This is a genomic window from Streptomyces spiramenti, from assembly GCF_012034385.1.
GTDB lineage: Bacteria > Actinomycetota > Actinomycetes > Streptomycetales > Streptomycetaceae > Streptomyces > Streptomyces spiramenti.
The window spans coordinates 1-18366 of the sequence record NZ_JAAVJB010000097.1; the positions used below are offsets into that span (position 1 = coordinate 1).

At 73.1% G+C, this 18366-nt stretch carries 13 protein-coding genes; 4 read left to right on the top strand and 9 right to left on the bottom strand.

Features of this window, described 5'->3' with window-relative positions; genetic code table 11:
• Positions 1–152: 152 nt before the first annotated feature.
• The 9 genes from HCJ92_RS13355 to HCJ92_RS13395 all read right to left on the bottom strand — a co-directional run bounded on the left by HCJ92_RS13355 (position 153) and on the right by HCJ92_RS13395 (position 11124).
• Positions 153–1217: a glycoside hydrolase family protein gene (locus tag HCJ92_RS13355; protein WP_167933788.1), complete on the bottom strand. Its 1065-nt coding sequence runs from the start codon at positions 1215–1217 to the stop codon at positions 153–155.
• A 69-nt stretch (positions 1218–1286) separates the two neighbouring features.
• A complete protein-coding gene (locus HCJ92_RS13360; RefSeq protein WP_167933789.1) occupies positions 1287–2567 on the bottom strand; it encodes a TRAP transporter large permease subunit in 1281 nt (426 codons plus the stop codon).
• A 4-nt stretch (positions 2568–2571) separates the two neighbouring features.
• A complete protein-coding gene (locus HCJ92_RS13365; protein ID WP_167933790.1) occupies positions 2572–3162 on the bottom strand; it encodes a hypothetical protein in 591 nt (196 codons plus the stop codon).
• Positions 3159–5288, bottom strand: a complete 2130-nt coding sequence (locus HCJ92_RS13370; RefSeq protein WP_167933791.1) for a hydantoinase/oxoprolinase family protein — start codon at positions 5286–5288, stop codon at positions 3159–3161. Before HCJ92_RS13370 ends, HCJ92_RS13365 begins: the two co-directional genes overlap by 4 nt.
• 60 nt (positions 5289–5348) lie before the next feature.
• Positions 5349–6959 (bottom strand): FAD-dependent oxidoreductase, encoded by a 1611-nt coding sequence (locus HCJ92_RS13375; protein ID WP_167933792.1) that lies wholly within the window; start codon positions 6957–6959, stop codon positions 5349–5351.
• A 94-nt stretch (positions 6960–7053) separates the two neighbouring features.
• Positions 7054–8085: a substrate-binding domain-containing protein gene (locus HCJ92_RS13380; RefSeq protein WP_167933798.1), complete on the bottom strand. Its 1032-nt coding sequence runs from the start codon at positions 8083–8085 to the stop codon at positions 7054–7056.
• A gap of 279 nt (positions 8086–8364) precedes the next feature.
• The gene (locus HCJ92_RS13385) at positions 8365–9129 is read right to left on the bottom strand and encodes an ABC transporter ATP-binding protein (RefSeq protein ID WP_167933799.1); all 765 of its coding nucleotides are present in this window, start codon (positions 9127–9129) and stop codon (positions 8365–8367) included.
• 71 nt (positions 9130–9200) lie between these two features.
• Complete coding sequence (locus tag HCJ92_RS13390; RefSeq protein ID WP_167933793.1) at positions 9201–10229, bottom strand: ABC transporter substrate-binding protein; 1029 nt, start codon at positions 10227–10229, stop codon at positions 9201–9203.
• 37 nt (positions 10230–10266) lie between these two features.
• The gene (locus tag HCJ92_RS13395; protein ID WP_209311083.1) at positions 10267–11124 is read right to left on the bottom strand and encodes an ABC transporter permease; all 858 of its coding nucleotides are present in this window, start codon (positions 11122–11124) and stop codon (positions 10267–10269) included.
• A gap of 162 nt (positions 11125–11286) precedes the next feature.
• On the opposite strand from HCJ92_RS13395, the gene HCJ92_RS13400 reads away from it, so the two are divergent.
• From HCJ92_RS13400 to HCJ92_RS13415, 4 genes are all read left to right on the top strand, one after another.
• A complete protein-coding gene (locus tag HCJ92_RS13400; protein ID WP_167933794.1) occupies positions 11287–12366 on the top strand; it encodes a substrate-binding domain-containing protein in 1080 nt (359 codons plus the stop codon).
• A 437-nt stretch (positions 12367–12803) separates the two neighbouring features.
• Positions 12804–13514 carry a cupin domain-containing protein gene (locus tag HCJ92_RS13405; protein WP_420824705.1) on the top strand — a complete coding sequence of 237 codons (711 nt, stop codon included), beginning with the start codon at positions 12804–12806 and terminating at the stop codon, positions 13512–13514.
• Between the two features lie 65 nt (positions 13515–13579).
• Positions 13580–16576 (top strand): 3-keto-alpha-glucoside-1,2-lyase-like domain-containing protein, encoded by a 2997-nt coding sequence (locus HCJ92_RS13410; protein ID WP_167933796.1) that lies wholly within the window; start codon positions 13580–13582, stop codon positions 16574–16576.
• 568 nt (positions 16577–17144) lie between these two features.
• On the top strand, positions 17145–18366 hold a 1222-nt coding region (locus tag HCJ92_RS13415; protein WP_167933797.1), incomplete at its 3' end, for a sensor histidine kinase.

Here is an 18366-nt window from a genome sequence, read left to right on the forward strand (position 1 = left end):
GGGTGGCACGACGGCGTCCCACGGGACGGCCGCGCCACCCGCCCTCGCGGCGTTCCCCGGGGCTCCCCGACGGGACCCGGGGGCGCTCCCGGGGGCACCGCGCACCGTCGTCGACCCGCCCGGGGACGCGCGCGAGGAAAGCCGCGGAGGCGTCAGACGGCGCGGGCGACGGCGATCACCCCGCCGAGCCGGTCGCCCGCCTCGTACACCATGTAGGGCACCCCGTTCTCCGTGCCGAAGCTGGGTGAGGCGGAACGCCCGTTGTCGGGGGCGCCCTCCATGGAGTGGTGCAGGACGCCGAGGTGGTCCCGGCGGGAGAAGTCCCGGCCGAGCTCGGTGATGAGGATGTCGCCGCCGCTGCCCCGGTCGGTGTTGTAGACGACGAAGGCGCTGCCGTCCCGGGTCAGCAGGTGCGGCCCGCCGATGTTCACGGCGCCCACGTCCGCATGGCTGACCAGCGGATCCTGGGCGAATGACCACTCACGCCCATCGGGCGACCAGCCCCAGCCGATGTCCCGGTGGTCACTTTGGTCGTTCACCATGAACACCATGACGTAGCGCGCGTCGCGCTCCGGCAGGTCGTGCCGGAACACCCGCGCGTAGGAGGTCTCCGTCGTGCCCGGCGGAAGCATCGAGGTGTCGAGCACGACCCGGTCGTAGGTGAAGTCGATGCCGTCGGTGGACCGGGCGAGGCGCGTCGTGCCGTTCTCGCCGTGGAAGTAGAGCCACATCTCGTCGACGTCCTCGTTCCACATCACGTGCGGCGAGGAGACGTGGCTCACCGAGTAGTGCGGCTCCCAGTCGCGCGAGACGATCGGGTTTCCTGGGTACTCGGTGAACGGGCCCTCCAGGGAGTCGCCGTGGGCGAGGCAGATGCCGCCCGGGGCGTCGTGCGGCGCGTAGTAGAGGTAGTAGCGCCCGAGCGCGTCGCGGAGACGCCCCGCGGTGCCGCGGACACAGGGGAAGATGATCTCCCCGGTGGGGTCGTAGTCGAGCTGCGCCGGCGTCAGCAGCGTGGTCAGGTACCGGTACTCCGGGAAGCCGCCCGGCGCGGCTGCGGGCGCGGCGGAGGTGGCCGGTGCCGCGGCGGCGGACCCCGCCCCCGCGGCGAGGACCGCGCCGGTCGCGGCGGCCCCGCGCAGGAGCAGCCTGCGGGAGACGCCTGCGGGAGGCGTGGGGCGGTGGCGGGCGGTCAGGTCGTCCTGTGGCTCGTTCATGTGATCTCCGTTCGTCTTTGGACGGGTACCGAGCGGACGGGACACGGGCGGCCCGAGGGGGCCGCCCGCTCAGAGGTAGGTGACGGCCGTGACGCAGAAGCCCCCCAGGGCGACGGTCCAGACGTACGGCAGGGTGCGGACCATCACCTGTTGCGGACTCACCCCGGCGTACTGGGAGCTCCACACGGTCTGGGTGCTGGTCGGGTCGGAGACACCGAAGACCTGGTTGTAGGAGGCGACCAGGCCGAGCACGGCCATGGCGGGATAGATCTGCGTGGCGATCAGCACACCGGCGATACCGGCGCCCAGCCCGAAGACGTTCAGCGGGCCGCGGTACAGGCAGAGCGGCACCAGCACCGTGAAGACGGCCACGAACGCGACGGGGTTCTGCGGACTGATCGCCTTGACGAGCGGCTCCAGCGCCGTGACCGCGCCGGGGAGCTGCACCGCGGCGAGCAGGATTCCGATGGCGATGAACAGCGCGATCGGCGGGGCCGCAACCTGGAACCCGCCGTAGAGGGTCCGCAGCAGCCGTTTGTTCATCTCGCGCGGCCGGGTGGTGGTGACCAGTCCGAACAGGACACCGGCGAGCAGCGAGGGGATGATCGCCACCTCCAGGCCCAGTGCGAGCACCAGCGGCACCAGTGGCGTGAGCAGCGCGTACCAGGGGGCGTCGCCGAGCTGCTTCCGACGGGAGACGGGACGGTCGGAGCCGGGCCGGAGCGACCAGGTGTGCTCGACGCCCCGGCGGCGGGACTCGATCAGCACGTAGGCGACGCCCGCGAGGAGCGCGAAGGGGAAGAGCTTCACCATGAAGGAGCGGACCTGCGGGACGGGGATGTCCAGCGCCGTGGAGAAGAACTGCCAGATGGGGAGCTCGAAGGGCACGCCGACGGCGATGCCCATGAGGATGGTGCCGGCGGCGGTGACCTTGGGGATGCCCACGGCGATCATCGCCGGGATGCCGATGATCCCGGCCATCATCGCTGCGGGCGCGGAGCCGGTGACGGTGCCGATCAGGGCGGAGACGCCCAGCACCCCGAGGGCGACGACCGTGGGCCGGTCGCCGCCGAACTCGACGATCTTCCGCACGATGGTCGAGGCGACGCCCGTCTCGTCGAGCAGCTTCCCGAGCCAGGAGCCGAGCAGCACCGCGATCATCGTCGAGGCCAGCGCGGGGGCGCCCTCCTGGATGACGGTGTCGAGGACGCTCTCCTCACCGGTGACGGAGGCGCCCGCGACGAACGCGATGGCGACGGCCATCGCCACCAGCGCGAAGGCGGTGGGGAGTTTGCGGGTCAGCATCGCGGCCACACCGACCGCCATGATGAGCAGGATGACAACGCCCATGACGTTACTTCTCTCTGTGGTTGACGGCGTCGGCGAGCGCGGCGGTCAGCAGCAGGGGGCTCCGCCCGAGGCCGGCCACCCGTCGGGCATGGGAGTGGGCGGCGACCTCGTCGGCACCGGCGACGTGGCCGAGGCGGCGCAGCCGGCCCAGCCGCAGCACCTCGTGTCCCAGCGCGCGTCGGAACGCGTCACGCTCCGGCCCGTGATGGAGCCGTTCGTGCACGGCTTCGTGCGCGAGCACGGCGACGCGCAGCGAACCGGGCGGGTACCAGTGCTGCCACCGGTAGCGCTGCACGAGCCGTTCGGCCGCCGCGAGGGTGTCGGTGTAGAGCTCGACGGTCGGGGTCGGCCGCGAGCGGTAGCGGGCGAGCAGCCCCTGGTCGAGTCCGTCGTCGCGTTCCTCGACCTTGGCCCGGCACTCGGTGGCCGGCAGCGTGGCGCCGAACGAGTCCGCCGCGCGCGCCCATCGGCGCAGCAGGTCGGGGTCGCGACCCTCGTGGGTGGGCGTGTGGGCGAGCAGCCGGACGGCGAGGTCGAGGTCGTCGACGGCTGCGAGCTCCCGGCCGCTCGGCAGGTCGGCGGGGACGGCGGTCACGACCGCACCTCGACGACGGCGATCACGGGTTCGGTCCCGCCGCGGGAGCGGAGTTCGCCGCGGGCCAGCGCCAGCAGGGGCTCGGGGTCGAGCACCCCGGAGAGGTCCGCGATGCGGGAGCCGAGCAGCAGCCGCACGGCGGGGGCGCGCACCCCGCCGTCGCCGTAGGCCGTCTTCTCCCGCACCAGTCTGGCGAGCACGCCCGGCGCGTCGGCGACGGTGGTGGCCTCGACGTGCGCGTCCACCAGGTGCAGGCGCACCACGCCGTCGGCGTCGACGACGCGGACGGGGCGGCGGGTGGCGCGCAACCGGCGGCGGACGCTGGTGCCGTAGACGGTGTGCGCCGGAGTGCCGGCGAGGACTTCGACGGCGGCCGGGTCGGTCTTCAGGCTGGCCGCCGCGGCCCGCAGCCGTTCGGCGTCGTCGGAGCGGTGGGACCGGTCCTGGGTGCGCAGTTCGGTGGCTCCGGTGGCGACCGCACGGACCTTGCTGGTCTGCGGGTCCACGGTCACCTCGACCTCGACCCCGGCGGGGTCGGCTCCCTGTGCCACGACGGCGGCCTCGGCCTCCGCCCGGACGGCGAGGATCTGCTCCTGCCCGGCGCCGGGGATGATCCGCTCGACCTCCTCCCGGACGAGGGCGAGGGCGACGCCGATGGGGCTGATGACCTCGCTGTTGCGGGCGATCCGGCCCTCCAGGCCGGTGACGGCCGCCAGATGGGGGGTGACCGAGGCCGCCCCTCCCCCGCCGCCGACGAGAACGGCGGTGTCCCTGTCCAGGCGGTAGTCGTCGACCATGGCGTCGACGACCGTGCGGACCTGGTCGGTGCCCGCGGTGAGGACGTGGGCGGCGGCGCCGTCCACGTCGGTGCCGAGGCGGGCCGCGAGCGGCGCCAGCGCGGCGCGCGCGACCTCCCGGTCGCAGCGGGCGAAGTCGCCCTCCGGTACCCGGCCGAGGGCGTTGGCGGCACAGGTCATGGTGAGCGCGTACCGGCCCCCGGCCGCGTCGATCACCACGTAGTCGTCGGGGTCGCCGGGCAGGGGGCGCACGGTGGCGAGGACCGCGTCGCGGAGTTCCTCGGCCTCGGCGTAGCAGGCGTAGGGCAGTCCGGCGATGTGGGCGCTGCGCGGGCCGACCCCGACGACGCGGCCGTCGGCGACGCGCACCATGGAGCCGCCGCCGACGCCCACGGTCCGCACGTCGAGCGCGTTGAGGTAGGAGGTCCGGCCCAGCACGGTGGCGTGGCGGACCGCGACCTTGCCGCGGCGCACGACGCTGATGTCGGTGGAGGTGCCACCGGTCTCCAGGAAGACTCCCTCGCTGATGCGTTCCTGCATGAGCGCGCCGGCGACGCCCGCGGCGGGCCCGGAGAGGATCGTCAGCAGCGGCCTGCGCCGCATCTCGTCGAGGGACATGACGCCGCCGTCGCACCGCATGACCATCAGGGGGGCGGTGACCCCGGCCCCGGTGATGGAGCGGTCCACCAGGTCTGCGGTGGCGAGCATGCGGGGGAGGATCGCGGCGTTGACGACGGCGGTGCGGGTGCGTTTGTGGAGGCCGTAGAGCGAGGTGATCTCGTGCCCGGCCGTCATGGGGAGGCCGTGCGGGCCGGCGGCCTCCAGGACGGCGCGTTCGCCCTCGGGCCGGTCGACGCTGAAGGGTTCGGTCGCCACGAGGACCTCGGCCCCCGCCGCGACGAGCGTGTCGACCGCGCCGGTGACGGCGGCGGGGTCGCCCGCGTCGGCGACGTGGGCGTAGTGGAGCGGGAACTTCTTGCCCGGTGTCAGTTCCAGTTTCGCGAGGGCGGCGAGGCGGCGGGTGAGGAACGCGCCTGCCCCGCTGCCGATGCCGATGAGCCCGGTGGTGGCGACGTCGCCTTCCAGGAGCGCGTTGGTCGCCTGGGTGGTGCCGTGGGCGAGGAAGGCGACGTCGGAGGGGTCCCGGTCGATCTCACCGAGGAGCCGGTCGAGCGCCTCGACGATGCCGTGGGCGACACCGTCCGGGTGGTGGTGGCTGGTGGGGACCTTCACCTGGCCGAGGAGTTCGAGTGTGGTCGCGTCGACGGCCACCGCGTCGGTGAAGGTCCCACCGACGTCGATGCCGACGCGGATGCGAGGGGTTGTCATGGTCTGCACCTCCTGGTGCGGCGGGGCGGTGCGGCTCACTCGCCCCGGGCGCGGGGTCGGTCAGTAGCCCCGCACGTCGGGCCAGTGCCGCTGGACACCCGCCCGGTCGAGGTGGCGGGCGAAGTCGCCGAACCGCTCGTCGGCCTCCTGGACCTGGTGCGGCTCCAGCTTCTCGTTCAGGCAGTGGGCGGCGAGGGCTCCCGCGACCTCGCCGATGTTCCACTCGACGGGGTGCAGCCGGAAGCAGCCGTTGGTGATGTGGGTGGTGCCGATGTTCTTGCCGGCGGGGAGCAGGTTGCGGACACGGCGCGGCAGCAGGGCGCCGAGCGGGATCTCGAAGGGGACGGAGCCCACGTCGATGTAGTTGTCGCCACCGGTGGAGGGGTGGAGGTCGATCCGGTAGCTGCCGACCCCGACGGAGTCACGCCGGCGGACCCGGCCGTGTGCCCCGAGCACGTCGATGGAGACGTCCTGCTCGGTGACGGTGGTGACCGCCTTGATGCGGCGGGCCTCGCGGATGTAGGGCGCCTTGGCCAGCCCGTCAGGGGTGCCGGTGATGTCGGGCCGGATGCGGAGGCCGGGGAAGCCGGTGCCGCCGTCGGTGCGGGGTGCCTCGGTCTGCAGCCAGTACAGCACCGACAGCGAGAGCTGCCTCGCCTCGGCGACCGCGGCGGCGGTGGTCTCCGCTCCTCCGCCGATGAGGGGCTTCAGCCAGTAGTCGTTGAGCGGCCAGTTGACGAGGGTGATGTCGGAGTCGAAGGCGCCCGGGGTGTGGAGTCGCCGGGCCAGGATCCGCCGGAACCCCCACAGTTCCTTGTCCCCCGCGTCGGCGCTCTGGTCCGCGCTCACCTCCAGCGGGTCCACGTCCGGGTTGGGCACGAAGGTCCGCGGCACCGGCTCCAGGGAGCGGGGGTCCGGCGCGTTGAAGCCGAGCAGCGGGCCGGGCCAGAACTCGGGGCGGTACGACTGCCAGAAGTCGTGGTCGGCGGGCCGGTCGATGACGTGGTCCTCCCCCTCGTGGTGGGAGAGGGCGAAGCAGACGGTGATGCCCTGCTGGTTGAGCGGCTGGGCCTCGTCGGGTGCGTGCGCCTCGTCGAACTCGGCGCGGGCCTCGGCGCCCGAGCCGTGTTCGACCGCGGCGAGTTCGAGGAGTTCGCCGGTCTCGGTGGCGTCGATCACGTAGGGCGCGTGCAGGGTGACGCGGCGGCCCTCCCGGCGGTCCAGCAGCGTGACCGCGGTGACGCGGTCGCCCTCGGCCGCGGCGGCGACCGGCGCGTGTTCGGTGAGCACGGTGAGGCGGCCGGCGGAACGGTGCGGGGCGAGCATGGCCTCCAGCACCGCGAGCGCGACGCGGGGTTCGTGGCAGAGCTTGCTGACCCGCCCCGCGCCGGGGTTGAGGTCGGTCAGTCCGGCCGCCTCGGCGCGCAGCGGGTACCAGCGCCGGTAGTGGTCGCGGATGCCCTCGCGCAGCGCGCGGTAGGTGGCGGTGGTGCCGAACTGCTCGACCCACGGGTGTTCGTCGGGCGGGACGGCCTGCGACGTGAGCTGGCCGCCGATCCAGTCGGTCTCCTCGGTGAGCACGACGGTCCGCCCGGCGCGGCACGCGGCGAGCGCGGCGGCGACGCCGCCGAGGCCGCCGCCGACGACGAGGATGTCGGGTTCGGGTGTCACGAGGTGTTCTCCCTTGTGCCGTTGGGGTGCGGTGCGGTCGGGCCGGGTGCTGTCGTGGCCCGGGGTGGTGCGGTTCGAGGGGGCAGTCGCCGTCTCAGCGCAGGACGGCGGCCGGGATCCCGCCCGGTGGTGCGGCGACGGTCGCGCCGGGGCGGAAGGCGCACTCCACCAACGGCTCGTCGGGGCGCCCGCCCCCGACGAGTGCGGCGAGGGCGCGGACCGCCGCGGCCCCGAGGCGGGCGCGGGGGATGTCGAAGCCGGTCGGGACGGGCCCGTCGTCGTCGGGCGGCGGGCTGCCGAGGAGCGCGAGCGACAACTCGCGGGGGCAGTCGAGGCCGGCCTCGGCGACGGCCGCGTTCAGTGCGCGCCACGCGCCCGAGGTGTCCGTCTCCTCGACGACGATCGCGGTGACGCCGGAGGCGAGCCACTCCCGGAGCCGGGCCGGGGTGAGGTCCCGCTCGGGGTCGGCGCAGCGGTGCACCCGCTCGGGCCCCGTGGGCACGCCGGCTGCGACGAGGCCCTCGTGGAAGCCGCGTTCCCGGTCGGTGGAGGCGGGCACCGGGTCGTCCTCGCAGATCAGCACGATCTCCCGGTGTCCGAGCGCCACCAGGTTCGTCACCACCTCGCGGGCGGCGTTGACGTAGTCGGCGCCGACCCACGCCAGGCCGTCGGGGTCGTCGCGGCGTCCCAGGTGGACCACGGGGAAGCCGTCGTCCACCAGTCGGCGCAGTTCCTCGGTGGGTGCGTGCCGTCCGAGGACCAGACAGCCGTCGGCCAGCCTGGCCCGGTTCAGGGCGTGGGCGCCGGCGCGGGCACCGCCGGTGCTGGAGCCGGTGAACAGCACCAGGTCGAAACCCTGGGACGCGGCTTCCTGCTCGACCCCCACCAGGAACGGGTAGTACGAGTGCTGGACGTCGGTGGGGAAAGTCGAGGTGAAGCTGAAGACGCCGAGCAGGTTGTTCCGTGCCGCGGCCAGCCGACTGGCCGCCGGGTCGGGGACGTAGCCGAGGCGCTCGGCCGCGCCGAGCACCTTCTGGCGGGTCTCGACGGAGATCGCGACCCCGTCGGCCTTCCCTCCCAGGACCAACGAGACCGTGGTCTGCGACACCCCGGCCAGCCGGGCCACCTCCGCCTGCCGGGGTCGCCCCGCCCGCGGCGTCGCGGCCCGCCCGCGGGTCTGCCTCCGAACCTCGTTCACGGTGCCCCTCTCGATACTAATACGCATTAGTGGTGCGCATTAGTCCAGCACTGTGAAGCCCGCCCGGCGTCGAGTCAAGGGGTGTGCGGCAACTCCTCGGGCGTGCCGATCCGCCCGGCGGGGCGGCGTGGATCGCCGGGCCGGGCGGATCGCGGCAGGTCGCGAGGGGGTGCGTGCCCCCCCGGGTCGGGGGCGGTTCCGACGGGGTCAGTCGCCGGCGGCGCCCGCTCCGAGCAGCTCCCGGATACCGGCGCTCACCCGCTGGAACTCGGCGCTCTCCAGGGTCGGTTCGTACGCGCGGTGGCCGGGGATGTCGACGGCGAACTCCTCGATGACCCGTCCGGGGCGTGGCCCCATCACCACCGCGCGCGAAGCGAGGTAGACGGCCTCCGCCACGGAGTGGGTCACCAGGACGACGGTCATCTCCGTCGCCTCCCAGATCCGGCGCAGCTCGACGTTCATGTTCTCCCGGGTCAGCGCGTCGAGGGCGCCGAAGGGCTCGTCCATGAGCAGGATGTCCGGCTCGTGGAGCAGCGCGCGGCACAGGGAGACCCGCTGCTGCATGCCGCCGGAGAGCTCGAACGGCATGGCGGTCTCGAACCCCGACAGGCCGGTCATCTCGATGAGTTCGGCGGCCCTGTCCCGGGACCAGGCGCGGGGCAGACCGCGCATCTCCGCCTGGAAGAGGATGTTGTCGCGGGCGTTCCGCCAGTCCAGCAGCGCGGCGCGCTGGAAGACGAACCCGACGTCGCGGCGCGGTCCGCGCACCTCGGTCCCGCGGAGGGTGACCTCGCCCGCGCTCACCCCGGTCAGGCCGGCGATGACGCGGAGCAGCGTGGACTTGCCGCACCCGGACGGGCCGGCGATGCTCAGGAACTCGCCGGGTGCCACGGAGAGGTCGATACCGCTCAGCGCCTCGACGGTGCGGCCCTTGCTCCGGAAGGTGACGTCCACCCCGTGGATGCCCACCATGGGTTCGCCCGCGCCGAGCGCCGGCGTGGCGGCGCGGGTCGGAGCGGGTCGCGACCTCCGTGCGAACGCGGTCACTCCCCTCCTCCGGTGAACGACCCGTCGAAGTACACGTCGGTCTCCCTCGCCTCGGCGAGGAGTCCGGCCTCGGCCAGGACCTCGATGGTCTCCCGCCAGTCCGCCTCGTCGGTCACTCCGGGGTCCTGCCCCTCGGTCCGGTCGGTGGCGAGGAGCGGGATCGTCTGCCGCCACTGCTGGAGCAGCACGTCGGCGGAGGGCATCTGCGGGTTCTTGCCGGCCATCGCCGCGACGGCGGCGTCCGGTTCGTCCTGCGCGGCGAGGAACGCCTCGGTGGTGGCGGCGACCATGCGCTCCACCAGCTCCGGGTCGTCGGCGATGGTGGAGTTGTGGGCGACCAGGCCGTTGCTGAAGAAGTTCAGCCCGGCGTCGGTGTAGCGCAGGTAGGTGACGTCCCGGCCGCTCTCGTCGGCGATCTTGGGCCCTTGGTCGTGGGCGAAGCCGATGAGGCCGTCGACCCGGCCCACCATCATCGCCGCGTTCTTGCCGGCGGAGTCGAGGTTCTGCTGGGTGACGTCTGCCTCGGTGAGACCGACGGCGTCGAGGTAGAGCGGGAAGGTGAGGGTGACCGCGTCGCCCGCGGAGACGGCGATCGTCCGCCCCCGCAGGTCGTCCGGTTCGGCGATCCCGGTGTCGCTGAACACCTGGACCGCCGAGGGGGTGGACTGGAGGAAGACGCCGACGGAGCGCACGTCGACGCCCTGGTCGACGTTGGCCAGCAGCGCGGGGGTGTCGGCCCAGCCGAAGTCGAAGTCCTGCTGGCCGACGGCCTGCACGACCCGCGCGGAGCCCTGACCCGCCTCGATGGTCAGTGCTATGCCGTGCTTCTCGTAGATCCCCTCCGCGACGCCGTGGTAGAAGGCCGCGTGCTCGCCGTAGGGGTACCAGTTGAGTTGCAGGGTGACGCTGTCGCCCTCGCTCGCCTCGCCCTGACCGCCGCAGGCGGTGAGGGCGAGGGCGCAGGCGCCGGCGAGGAGCGCGGCGGCGGTCGAACGGGCCGGACGGGCCGAGGTGCGAGTGGGCATGGGGGACGTCCTTCCGTGTTCGTGCGGGTGGGCGGGGTCAGCCCCGGTTGCGGCGGGAGGCATGCCAGGGGATCAGGAGGTTCTCGGCGACCTGGATGACGGCGAAGAGGAGCACGCCCAGCGCGGACATGATGATGAGCGCGGCGAAGAGCATGGCGGTGTCGACGTTGCCGTTCGCCTGGAGGATCACGTAGCCCAGCCCCGAGTTGGCTCCCACGAACTCGCCGACGACCGCTCCGGTGACCGCCAGGGTCGCGGCCACCTTGAGCCCCGAGAGCAGTTCGGGCAGGGCGGCAGGGAATCGGACCTTCCAGAACGTCCTGATCCGGGAGGCGCCCATGGTCGAGGTGAGTTCCAGGAGTTCCGGGTCGACCGAACGAAGTCCGCTGATGCCCGAGATGACCACGGGAAAGAAGGCCATCAGGACGGCGACGAGGATCTTGGGGCTGGCGCCGAATCCCAGCCAGACGACGAAGAGCGGCGCTATCGCGATCTTGGGAATCACCTGGGCGAAGAGGATCAGCGGGTAGAAGGTCTTCTCCAGCGCCGGGGAGTAGACCATCAGCACGGCGACGAGCACACCGACGACCGCGGCGATGACGAAGCCCGCGACGGTCTCCCCCGTGGTGACCAGCGTGTGGGACCAGAGGTACTCGGGGTGGTCGACGAAGGCCGACCAGGTGTCCGCGGGGGACGGGATGATGTACGGCTGGACCATCCCCGCGCCGGTGACGACGAACCAGGTGGCCAGCAGGAGCGCGAGGAAGACGGCCGGATACACGGCGGCGCTCGCGCGGGACGCCCATCGGGAATTCTCCCGCGGGGGTTTCTCCGTCGGTGGATCGGAACCGCGGGCGGCGGTCCGGACGGGCACGTTCTCGGTCTGTTGCGTCATGCGGACCTCGCGTCGCTGGTGGGGACGACGGATGGAGCCTGACCGTGCCTGGAAAGCGCTTGCCAGCGAAGTCGGCTGGGCGCGGGATAGCGCTTTCCCATTTCGGGGATGTTAAGTACAGCCTGATGGGGCGTCAATGCCTGGAGAGAAACGGGGTGGTCCGTGCGAAAGCCGAGGAGCCGCGCGACCAGGGGTGCGCCGACGCTCGCCGATGTCGCGGCACGCGCCGGCGTCTCACCGGCGACGGCCTCGCGGGTGCTGCACCAGAGCACGCGGCGCGTGGGGCAGCAGCACCGGGAGCGGGTACTGCGGGCGGCTCGGGAACTCGACTACCGGCCCGACCTGTCGGCGCAGGCCATCGCCCGGGGCACCGCCCCCGTCCTGGCACTGCTGGTCAGCAGCATCGACGACCCCTACTTCTCGGCGATCGCCGAGGGCGTCGCCCGCTCCGCGCAGCGGCACGGCGTCATCGTGACCATCGCGCTCACCGGCCGCGACACGGCGCGCGAACTCACCTCGCTGCGCACGATCCTCGGCCAGCGCCCCCGCGCCGTGCTGGTGGGCGGCAGCCGCACCGTGGGCAGCCCGCACGCCGACGCGCTCGTCGCCGAGTTGCGCACGCTCGCCGACAGCGGCGGGCGGGCGGTGTTCATCGGCCGCCCGGCGGACGGCCTGCCCGCGGTACGGCCCGCCAACCTCGGCGGCGCTCGCGCCCTGGGGGCGGCGGTCGCCGGTCTCGGCTACCGGCGGGCAGTGGTCGTCACCGGCTCCGGTCGCCTGGAGACGGTGCGGGAGCGAACCGACGGCCTCGGGCGGGGCCTGGCTGCGAACGGCGGCCGGATCATCGCCGTCGAGAGCGACGCGTTCGATCGCGGCGGCGGGTACCGGGCCACCCGTCGGCTGCTGAGGAGCGGTGGGCTCGGCGCGGCCGACGTGCTCTGCGCGGGGAACGACTTCATGGCGGTGGGCGCCATGACGGCGCTGCGCGACGGGGGCCTCCGGCCCGGCCACGACATCGCCGTCACGGGTTTCAACGACATCGAGACCGCCGCCGACGTGACCCCGAGACTCACCACGGTCCACTTCCCGCTCGCCGAGATCGGCGCGCGCGCCGCCGCGCTCGCGCTCGCGCCGGGCCCGCTCCACGGCGAGGACGTCCTGGTGCCGGGGCTGGTCAGGGTGCGTGACTCCTGCCCGGACCGCTCCGCGGGCCGTCCCCACGACCCGCCGCCCCCGGGCTGACGCGGCCCCGGGCCCCGGCGACCGGACCGTGACGGCGATGTTGACACCGAATTTCGCGCGGCCTACCGTCCTGGATGGAAAACGCTTTCTGCATACGAATGCGGGAGTTGTCCCTCCCGTCCCTGTACGGCCGCCATGCCCCGGTACCCGCCGCCGCGACCGGACGCCCCCACCCCCACCCACCACGAGGACAGGCCCGGAGACCTCCGGCCACCGTCCCCGCCCGAGCACCCCCGCCGATGCGTCCCGGCCGGACGCCCGCGCGGGGCCGCGCCCCAGCCACGCGAGTCACCCCATGCCCCCACGGCCTCGCCCGCCCCTTCCGGGGCCGCGACGCGCGGTGGCGGGCCGGGGGAGGGAGCCCCGTGAACCGACCGCAGGACACCGACAGCCCCCAGCGGACCGAGCGTCCCGCCGCTGCCACCGGCGGCGCGGCCCTGCCCGGGGGCATCGCCCTGTCCCGGCTGCGCGTGTACGACTGGCCCGCTCCCCCGGGCTCCGACGGTCTCTGCGGCGGTACCCCGCACATGCACCTGGTCTGTACGGAGGCGTACGCGGTCGCCGGCGGCACCGGCGCGGTCCAGGTCGTCACCTCCGAGGGCGCTGCGACCGTCCCGCTGGCCGAGGGCGACCTCGTGTGGTTCACGCCCGGGACGGTGCACCGCCTCGTCAACGAGGGGAGCCTGCGCATCCTGGTGCTGATGCAGAACGCGGGCCTCCCCGAGGCCGGTGACGCGGTGTTCACCTTCCCGCCGGAGGTGCTGGCGGACCCGGACGCCTACCGATCCGCCGCCGAACTCGACACGACGGACCGGGAGGGCAGCGCCCGCCGCCGCCGCGACCTGGCCCTCGACGGCTACGCCGCGCTGCGCGAGCGCGCGGCGGGTGGTGACCGGTCCGCGATGGCCGACTTCCACACGGCCGCGCTCCGACTGGTCCGCCCGCGGTTGGGCGACTGGCGGCGCACCTTCGACACCGGACCGGCGGCGGAGGTCGCCCGGACCGCGGCGCACCTGGCGGCGCTGGCCGAGGGGGATACCGCGCATCTGCGGTCCGCCACCGTCCACCGCGGGGACCCCGGCGACGCCTGGGGGATGTGCGGACGGCTCGACACCTTCACCTCGCGGGACGGGGCCCGCGTGATCTGAGCACGGAGCGAAGCGGGGGCACGGAGACCACGCAACGTCGGAGACCCGGACGAAGGAGTCTGCACATGCTTCCACGATCACGACGTCACGCGGCCGGGGCGGTGGGCCTCGCGATGCTCGCCGCGGTGCTCGTCCCGGCAGGTGCGGCCGGCGCGGCTCCCTCCGGGGACCTGCCGCCGCAGGAACCCGGCGTGACCCTCCGGGTCTTCGACGTCGGCTTCGAGCCGGAGCGGATCTGCACCCTGACCGACGGGCAGACCCCCAACATCGACGTCCTGCGACCGGACGTGGACTGGGAGACCACCGCCGACTTCGGCGGCGCCGCCAACAACTTCATGGCGCAGGTCATCGGCAACATCCACGCCCCGGAGGCCGGGAGCTACGAGTTCCGTGTCACCAGCGACGACGGCTCCCGGTTGTACATCGGCGACGAGGAGATCATCGAGAACGACCGTCGGCAGCCGCCCACCGGCGCGGACGGCTCCGCGGAGCTGGACGAGGGGCCGAACGCGCTCCGCATCGCGTACTTCCAGGGCGCCCACGGCAAGGCGCTCCGCCTGGAGTGGCGCCCGCCGGGCGAGTCGGCCTTCGAGACGGTGCCCGGGTCGGCGCTGACCACGGACGCGGGCGTCACCCGTGTCACCTCGCCCGGCGTCAAGTCCTGCCTGGACGCGGACGCGAGCCCGGGGGACAACGCGCCACTGGCGGGGGTGCACCCGAACTACGAGGTGACCGACCTGCGGCCGGAGGGGTTCGAGCCCCGCGTCACGGGGATGGACTGGTTCGACGACGGCCGCATGGTCATCACCACCTGGGCGGGGCGCGAGAGCTTCGACGGAGCGGTGGAGGTCGTCGACGGCACCGTCGGGGCCGACGCCGGACCGGACACCGTCTCCACCGAGGTCGTCGCCACCGACATGAACGAGCCGCAGGGCGTGCTCGTCGAGGACGGCGAGATCATCGTCTCGGAGAAGCACCAGCTCAGCAGGTTGGTGGACGCGGACGGCGACGGCTTCTACGAGGACACGGAGGCCATCGCCACCTGGCCCAGCGGGGGTACGTACCACGAGTTCGGCTTCGGGCTGCTGGCCGACGACGACCACTACTACCTGAACCTCTCCGTCGCCATCACTCCCGGCGGCCGGACCACGGTGCCGCAGCACGTCGACAACCGCGGTACGTCGGTGCGGATCGACAAGGAGTCCGGCGAGGTGGAGTACGTCGCCGGCGGGCTGCGCACCCCCAACGGCATCGGCTGGGGCGGCGAGGGCGAGATCTTCGTGACGGACAACCAGGGCGACTGGCTCCCCGCGTCGAAGCTCGTGGAGATCGAGGAGGGCGGCTTCTACAACCACTACACCACCCCCGCCGGCCCGTTCGACGACCGGCCGGTCGTCGACCCGGTGGTGTGGCTGCCGCACGGCGAGATCTCCAACTCCCCCACCAACCCGGTTCTCGTCGAGGAGGGGCCCTTCGCCGGACAGCTCCTCATCGGTGACGTGACCTACGGCGGTCTGCAGCGCGCCTTCCTGGAGGAGGTCGAGGGCCGGAAGCAGGGCGCCGTCTTCCGGATGACGCAGGGGCTGGAGTCGGGCGTCAGTCGCCTCGCGCTCGGTCCGGACGGGTCGTTCTACGTCGGCGGGATCGGCGGCGGCGGCAACTGGGAGCAGCCCGGCAAGTTCCCCTACGGGCTCCAGAAGCTGACCCCGACCTCCGAGGACGCCATGGACATGCGGTCCATGGAGGTCACGGAGGACGGGTTCGACATCACCTACACCAAGCCGGTCGCCACCGAGCTGGTGGCGGACCTCGCCGACCGCTACCTGGTGCGGCAGTGGTCCTACAACCCCACCTCGCAGTACGGCGGTCCCAAGCGGAACCAGGAGGAGCTGACCGTCACCGGTGCCTCGCTCTCCTCGGACGGGCACACCGTCAGCCTGGTGGTCCCCGGTCTGCGTGAGGACCGGGTGGCGCATGTGAGGTCCCCCCGGCCGTTCGCGGCGGAGGACGGCACGGCGCTGTGGAGCACCGAGGCGTGGTACACCCTCCACTCCATCCCCGGGTATGTCGCGCCTCCCAACGAGACCGGTGTGTACGAGGCCGAGGACGGGGAGCTGGGCGGCGGCGCGGACATCGACGACGAGCACCCGCACTTCACCGGAGAGGGTTTCGTCGACGGCTTCAACAACATCGGCGCCTCCCTGACCTGGCGGGTCGACGTGGCGGAGGCCGGTACCTACCCGGTGACCTTCCGCTATGCCAACGGACCCAACCCCTACGTCGGCACCAAGACGATCTCGCTGGACGTCAACGGCGAGGACCTGGGCCAGATCGCGGTGGAGACCACCAACACCTGGCAGACGTGGGCCGATCACGTCGAGGGACTCGCTCTGGTGCAGGGGACCAACACGATCACGGTCTCGGCGGGTGAGGACGACGACCGGCACGTGAACTGGGACCATCTGCGGCTGTGGGAGGAGCCCTGCACCCCGGCACAGCCCGAGGAGGGCTACCGCATGCTCTTCGACGGTACCGACGAGAGCCTGGCGTCGTGGGAGATGGCGGGTCCGGGTGGGTTCGTCACCCAGGCCGACTGCACGATGCGGTCGATCGGCGGCCTCGGGTTGATCAGCCACCCGGACGAGCTGACCGACTACCACCTGAAGCTCGACTGGAAGATGGGCGGCGACGACAACTCCGGTGTGCACATCGGGCTTCCGGATCCGGCGGGCGACGCGGGCGCGCGCAACCGCGCCTTCGAGGTGCAGATCGACGCCACCGACGTGCCCGAGCTGACCACAGGCGCCATCTACAGCTTCCAGGGCGCCGACATCGAGGCGCGTGACGCCGCGCTCAACCCGCCCGGGGAGTGGAACAGCTACGAGATCGTCGTGATCGACCGCGTGGTCACGGTGTACCTCAACGGCTCCCTCATCAACGAGTTCGACTCCACCGACGCGTCGCCCGACCGCGACCTCTCCTCCGGCCGCATCGGGTTGCAGAACCACCACACCGGTTCCGACGTGTGGTTCCGCGACGTGCAGGTGAGGGAGCTCGGCTGACCGACCCTCCGACAACGACGACCGCCCCGGCCGGCGCTTCGGCGCCGCCCGGACGCGCTCGCGACCCGCGTCGACGGATGGGGCGGCGGATGTGCGCTCCGGAAGCGCGGCCGGCTCGGAACGGGCCTGCCGGCCGGTGATGTGCCGAAGGCTCACAGGTCACCACGTCACGGCCGAGCGGTGGGTCGGTCGGTCACAAGACAGAGAACGTTCCCGTCTCGTCCACCGCACCGGTTCAGCAATCGGCCCACTACAACTATTGTGTTGGCCACGCGTCAGAACCCAGACGGATGTTCGATCCGTGGCTCTGTCGTGGTCCGCCTTCGGTGCACGGCGCGACGGAGAGGCACGGCGCGCTCGGCGCTCCGGGCCGGTGTCCCCGACGCGACGGGCCCGGCGGTGGGACCGACCCGCGGGGGCGGAGGGCCGGGCCGAGGTGCCGGGTCATCGCGACCCCCGCCGCCCGCACGTCCGTTGAACGTCTAGAGGTCTGGCCAATGCGCACCACCGGTCCCCCTGCCGGCAGCGGCCCTTTCGCCTGCGCGCTCTCCGCAACGAGGAGCTCCCTATGACCCACGAGGCGCCGTCCGGCGCGGCGCGCCCCGCGCCGGAACCGCCCGCGCCCAGCGCCGAGGGCCGACGAAACCGGCGGTCCACCGTCGCGGTGGTCGCCGTCTGCGCGGGGATCTGGCTCGCGACCGTCGGGGCCGTGGCCCTGGTGTCGCCGGACGCGGTCCCCGTGGCGGCCTCGGTGGCCGCCGCACTGACCGCGCTCGGCTGCGTCGGCACGCTCGTCGCACGACGACGCGCGGCGCGGACGCAGCGTGCGCTGCTCGCCGAGCGGGCCAGGGCTGCACGGTTGGAGGCCGAGCTCGACGCGTTGCACGCGGATCTGGAACGCGCTGCCGGACATTCGCTGCCGTGGGCCACGGACGGTGTGCAGAGCCGCGCCTCGGCGGACACCGTCCTCGCCGAGGGCGAGGAGCACCTGCCGTCCCACCCCGCCGTGCGGAACCTGGTGGAGACCGCGGTCCGGTCCATGTACGCCGAACGCCGCAGGCTGGCGAGCGCGCTGTCCGTGCTGGAGAGCGGCGCCTCCCGCGTGCAGGCGGCCGTCACCGCGCAGGTTGCGGAGCTGGACCGCCGCAAGCTTCCGTACTGGCAGGACGACGTCCACGCCAGCGTGCCGCACAGCCAGGTCCGGAAGGACCTAGAGGCGCTGGACCGGCTGCTGGCGCCGATGGACCTGCTCGCGCAGCGCCTGCTGGTCCTCACCGGCGCCCGGCGTACCGGCCGCCCCTGGCCCCGCCCCGTGCCGATCGCCAACGTGGTGCGCGCGGCGGTGGGCCGCAGCGAGGACTTCACCCGGGTCGTGGCGGCGCTTCCGCCGGTACCGCAGGGCGTGCGGGGCCCGGCGGTCAACGCCGCCATCCACGTGCTGTCCGAACTCATCGACAACGCGCTGCAGTTCAGCCCGCCCACCACCCAGGTCCACGTCACGGTGGAGAGCGCCTCCAGCGGGATCGTGCTGCACATCGACGACAGCGGCCTTCCCATGCGGACGGAGACGCTGCAGCGTGCCCGCACCACCGTGGACCTCGAACGGCCGCTGGACATCACCGATCTGTCGGGCAGCCGCCTCGGCCTGGCCGCCGCCCGGCTGGCCGGTGAGCGGTTCGGCATGCGGATCGAGTTCCGCCCCTCCATCACCGGTGGGACCCGGGCGAGCGTGTTCCTGCCGGTGCAGTGGCTCTCACCGGTGACCGACTCGCCGACCGGCAGGTCGGCGG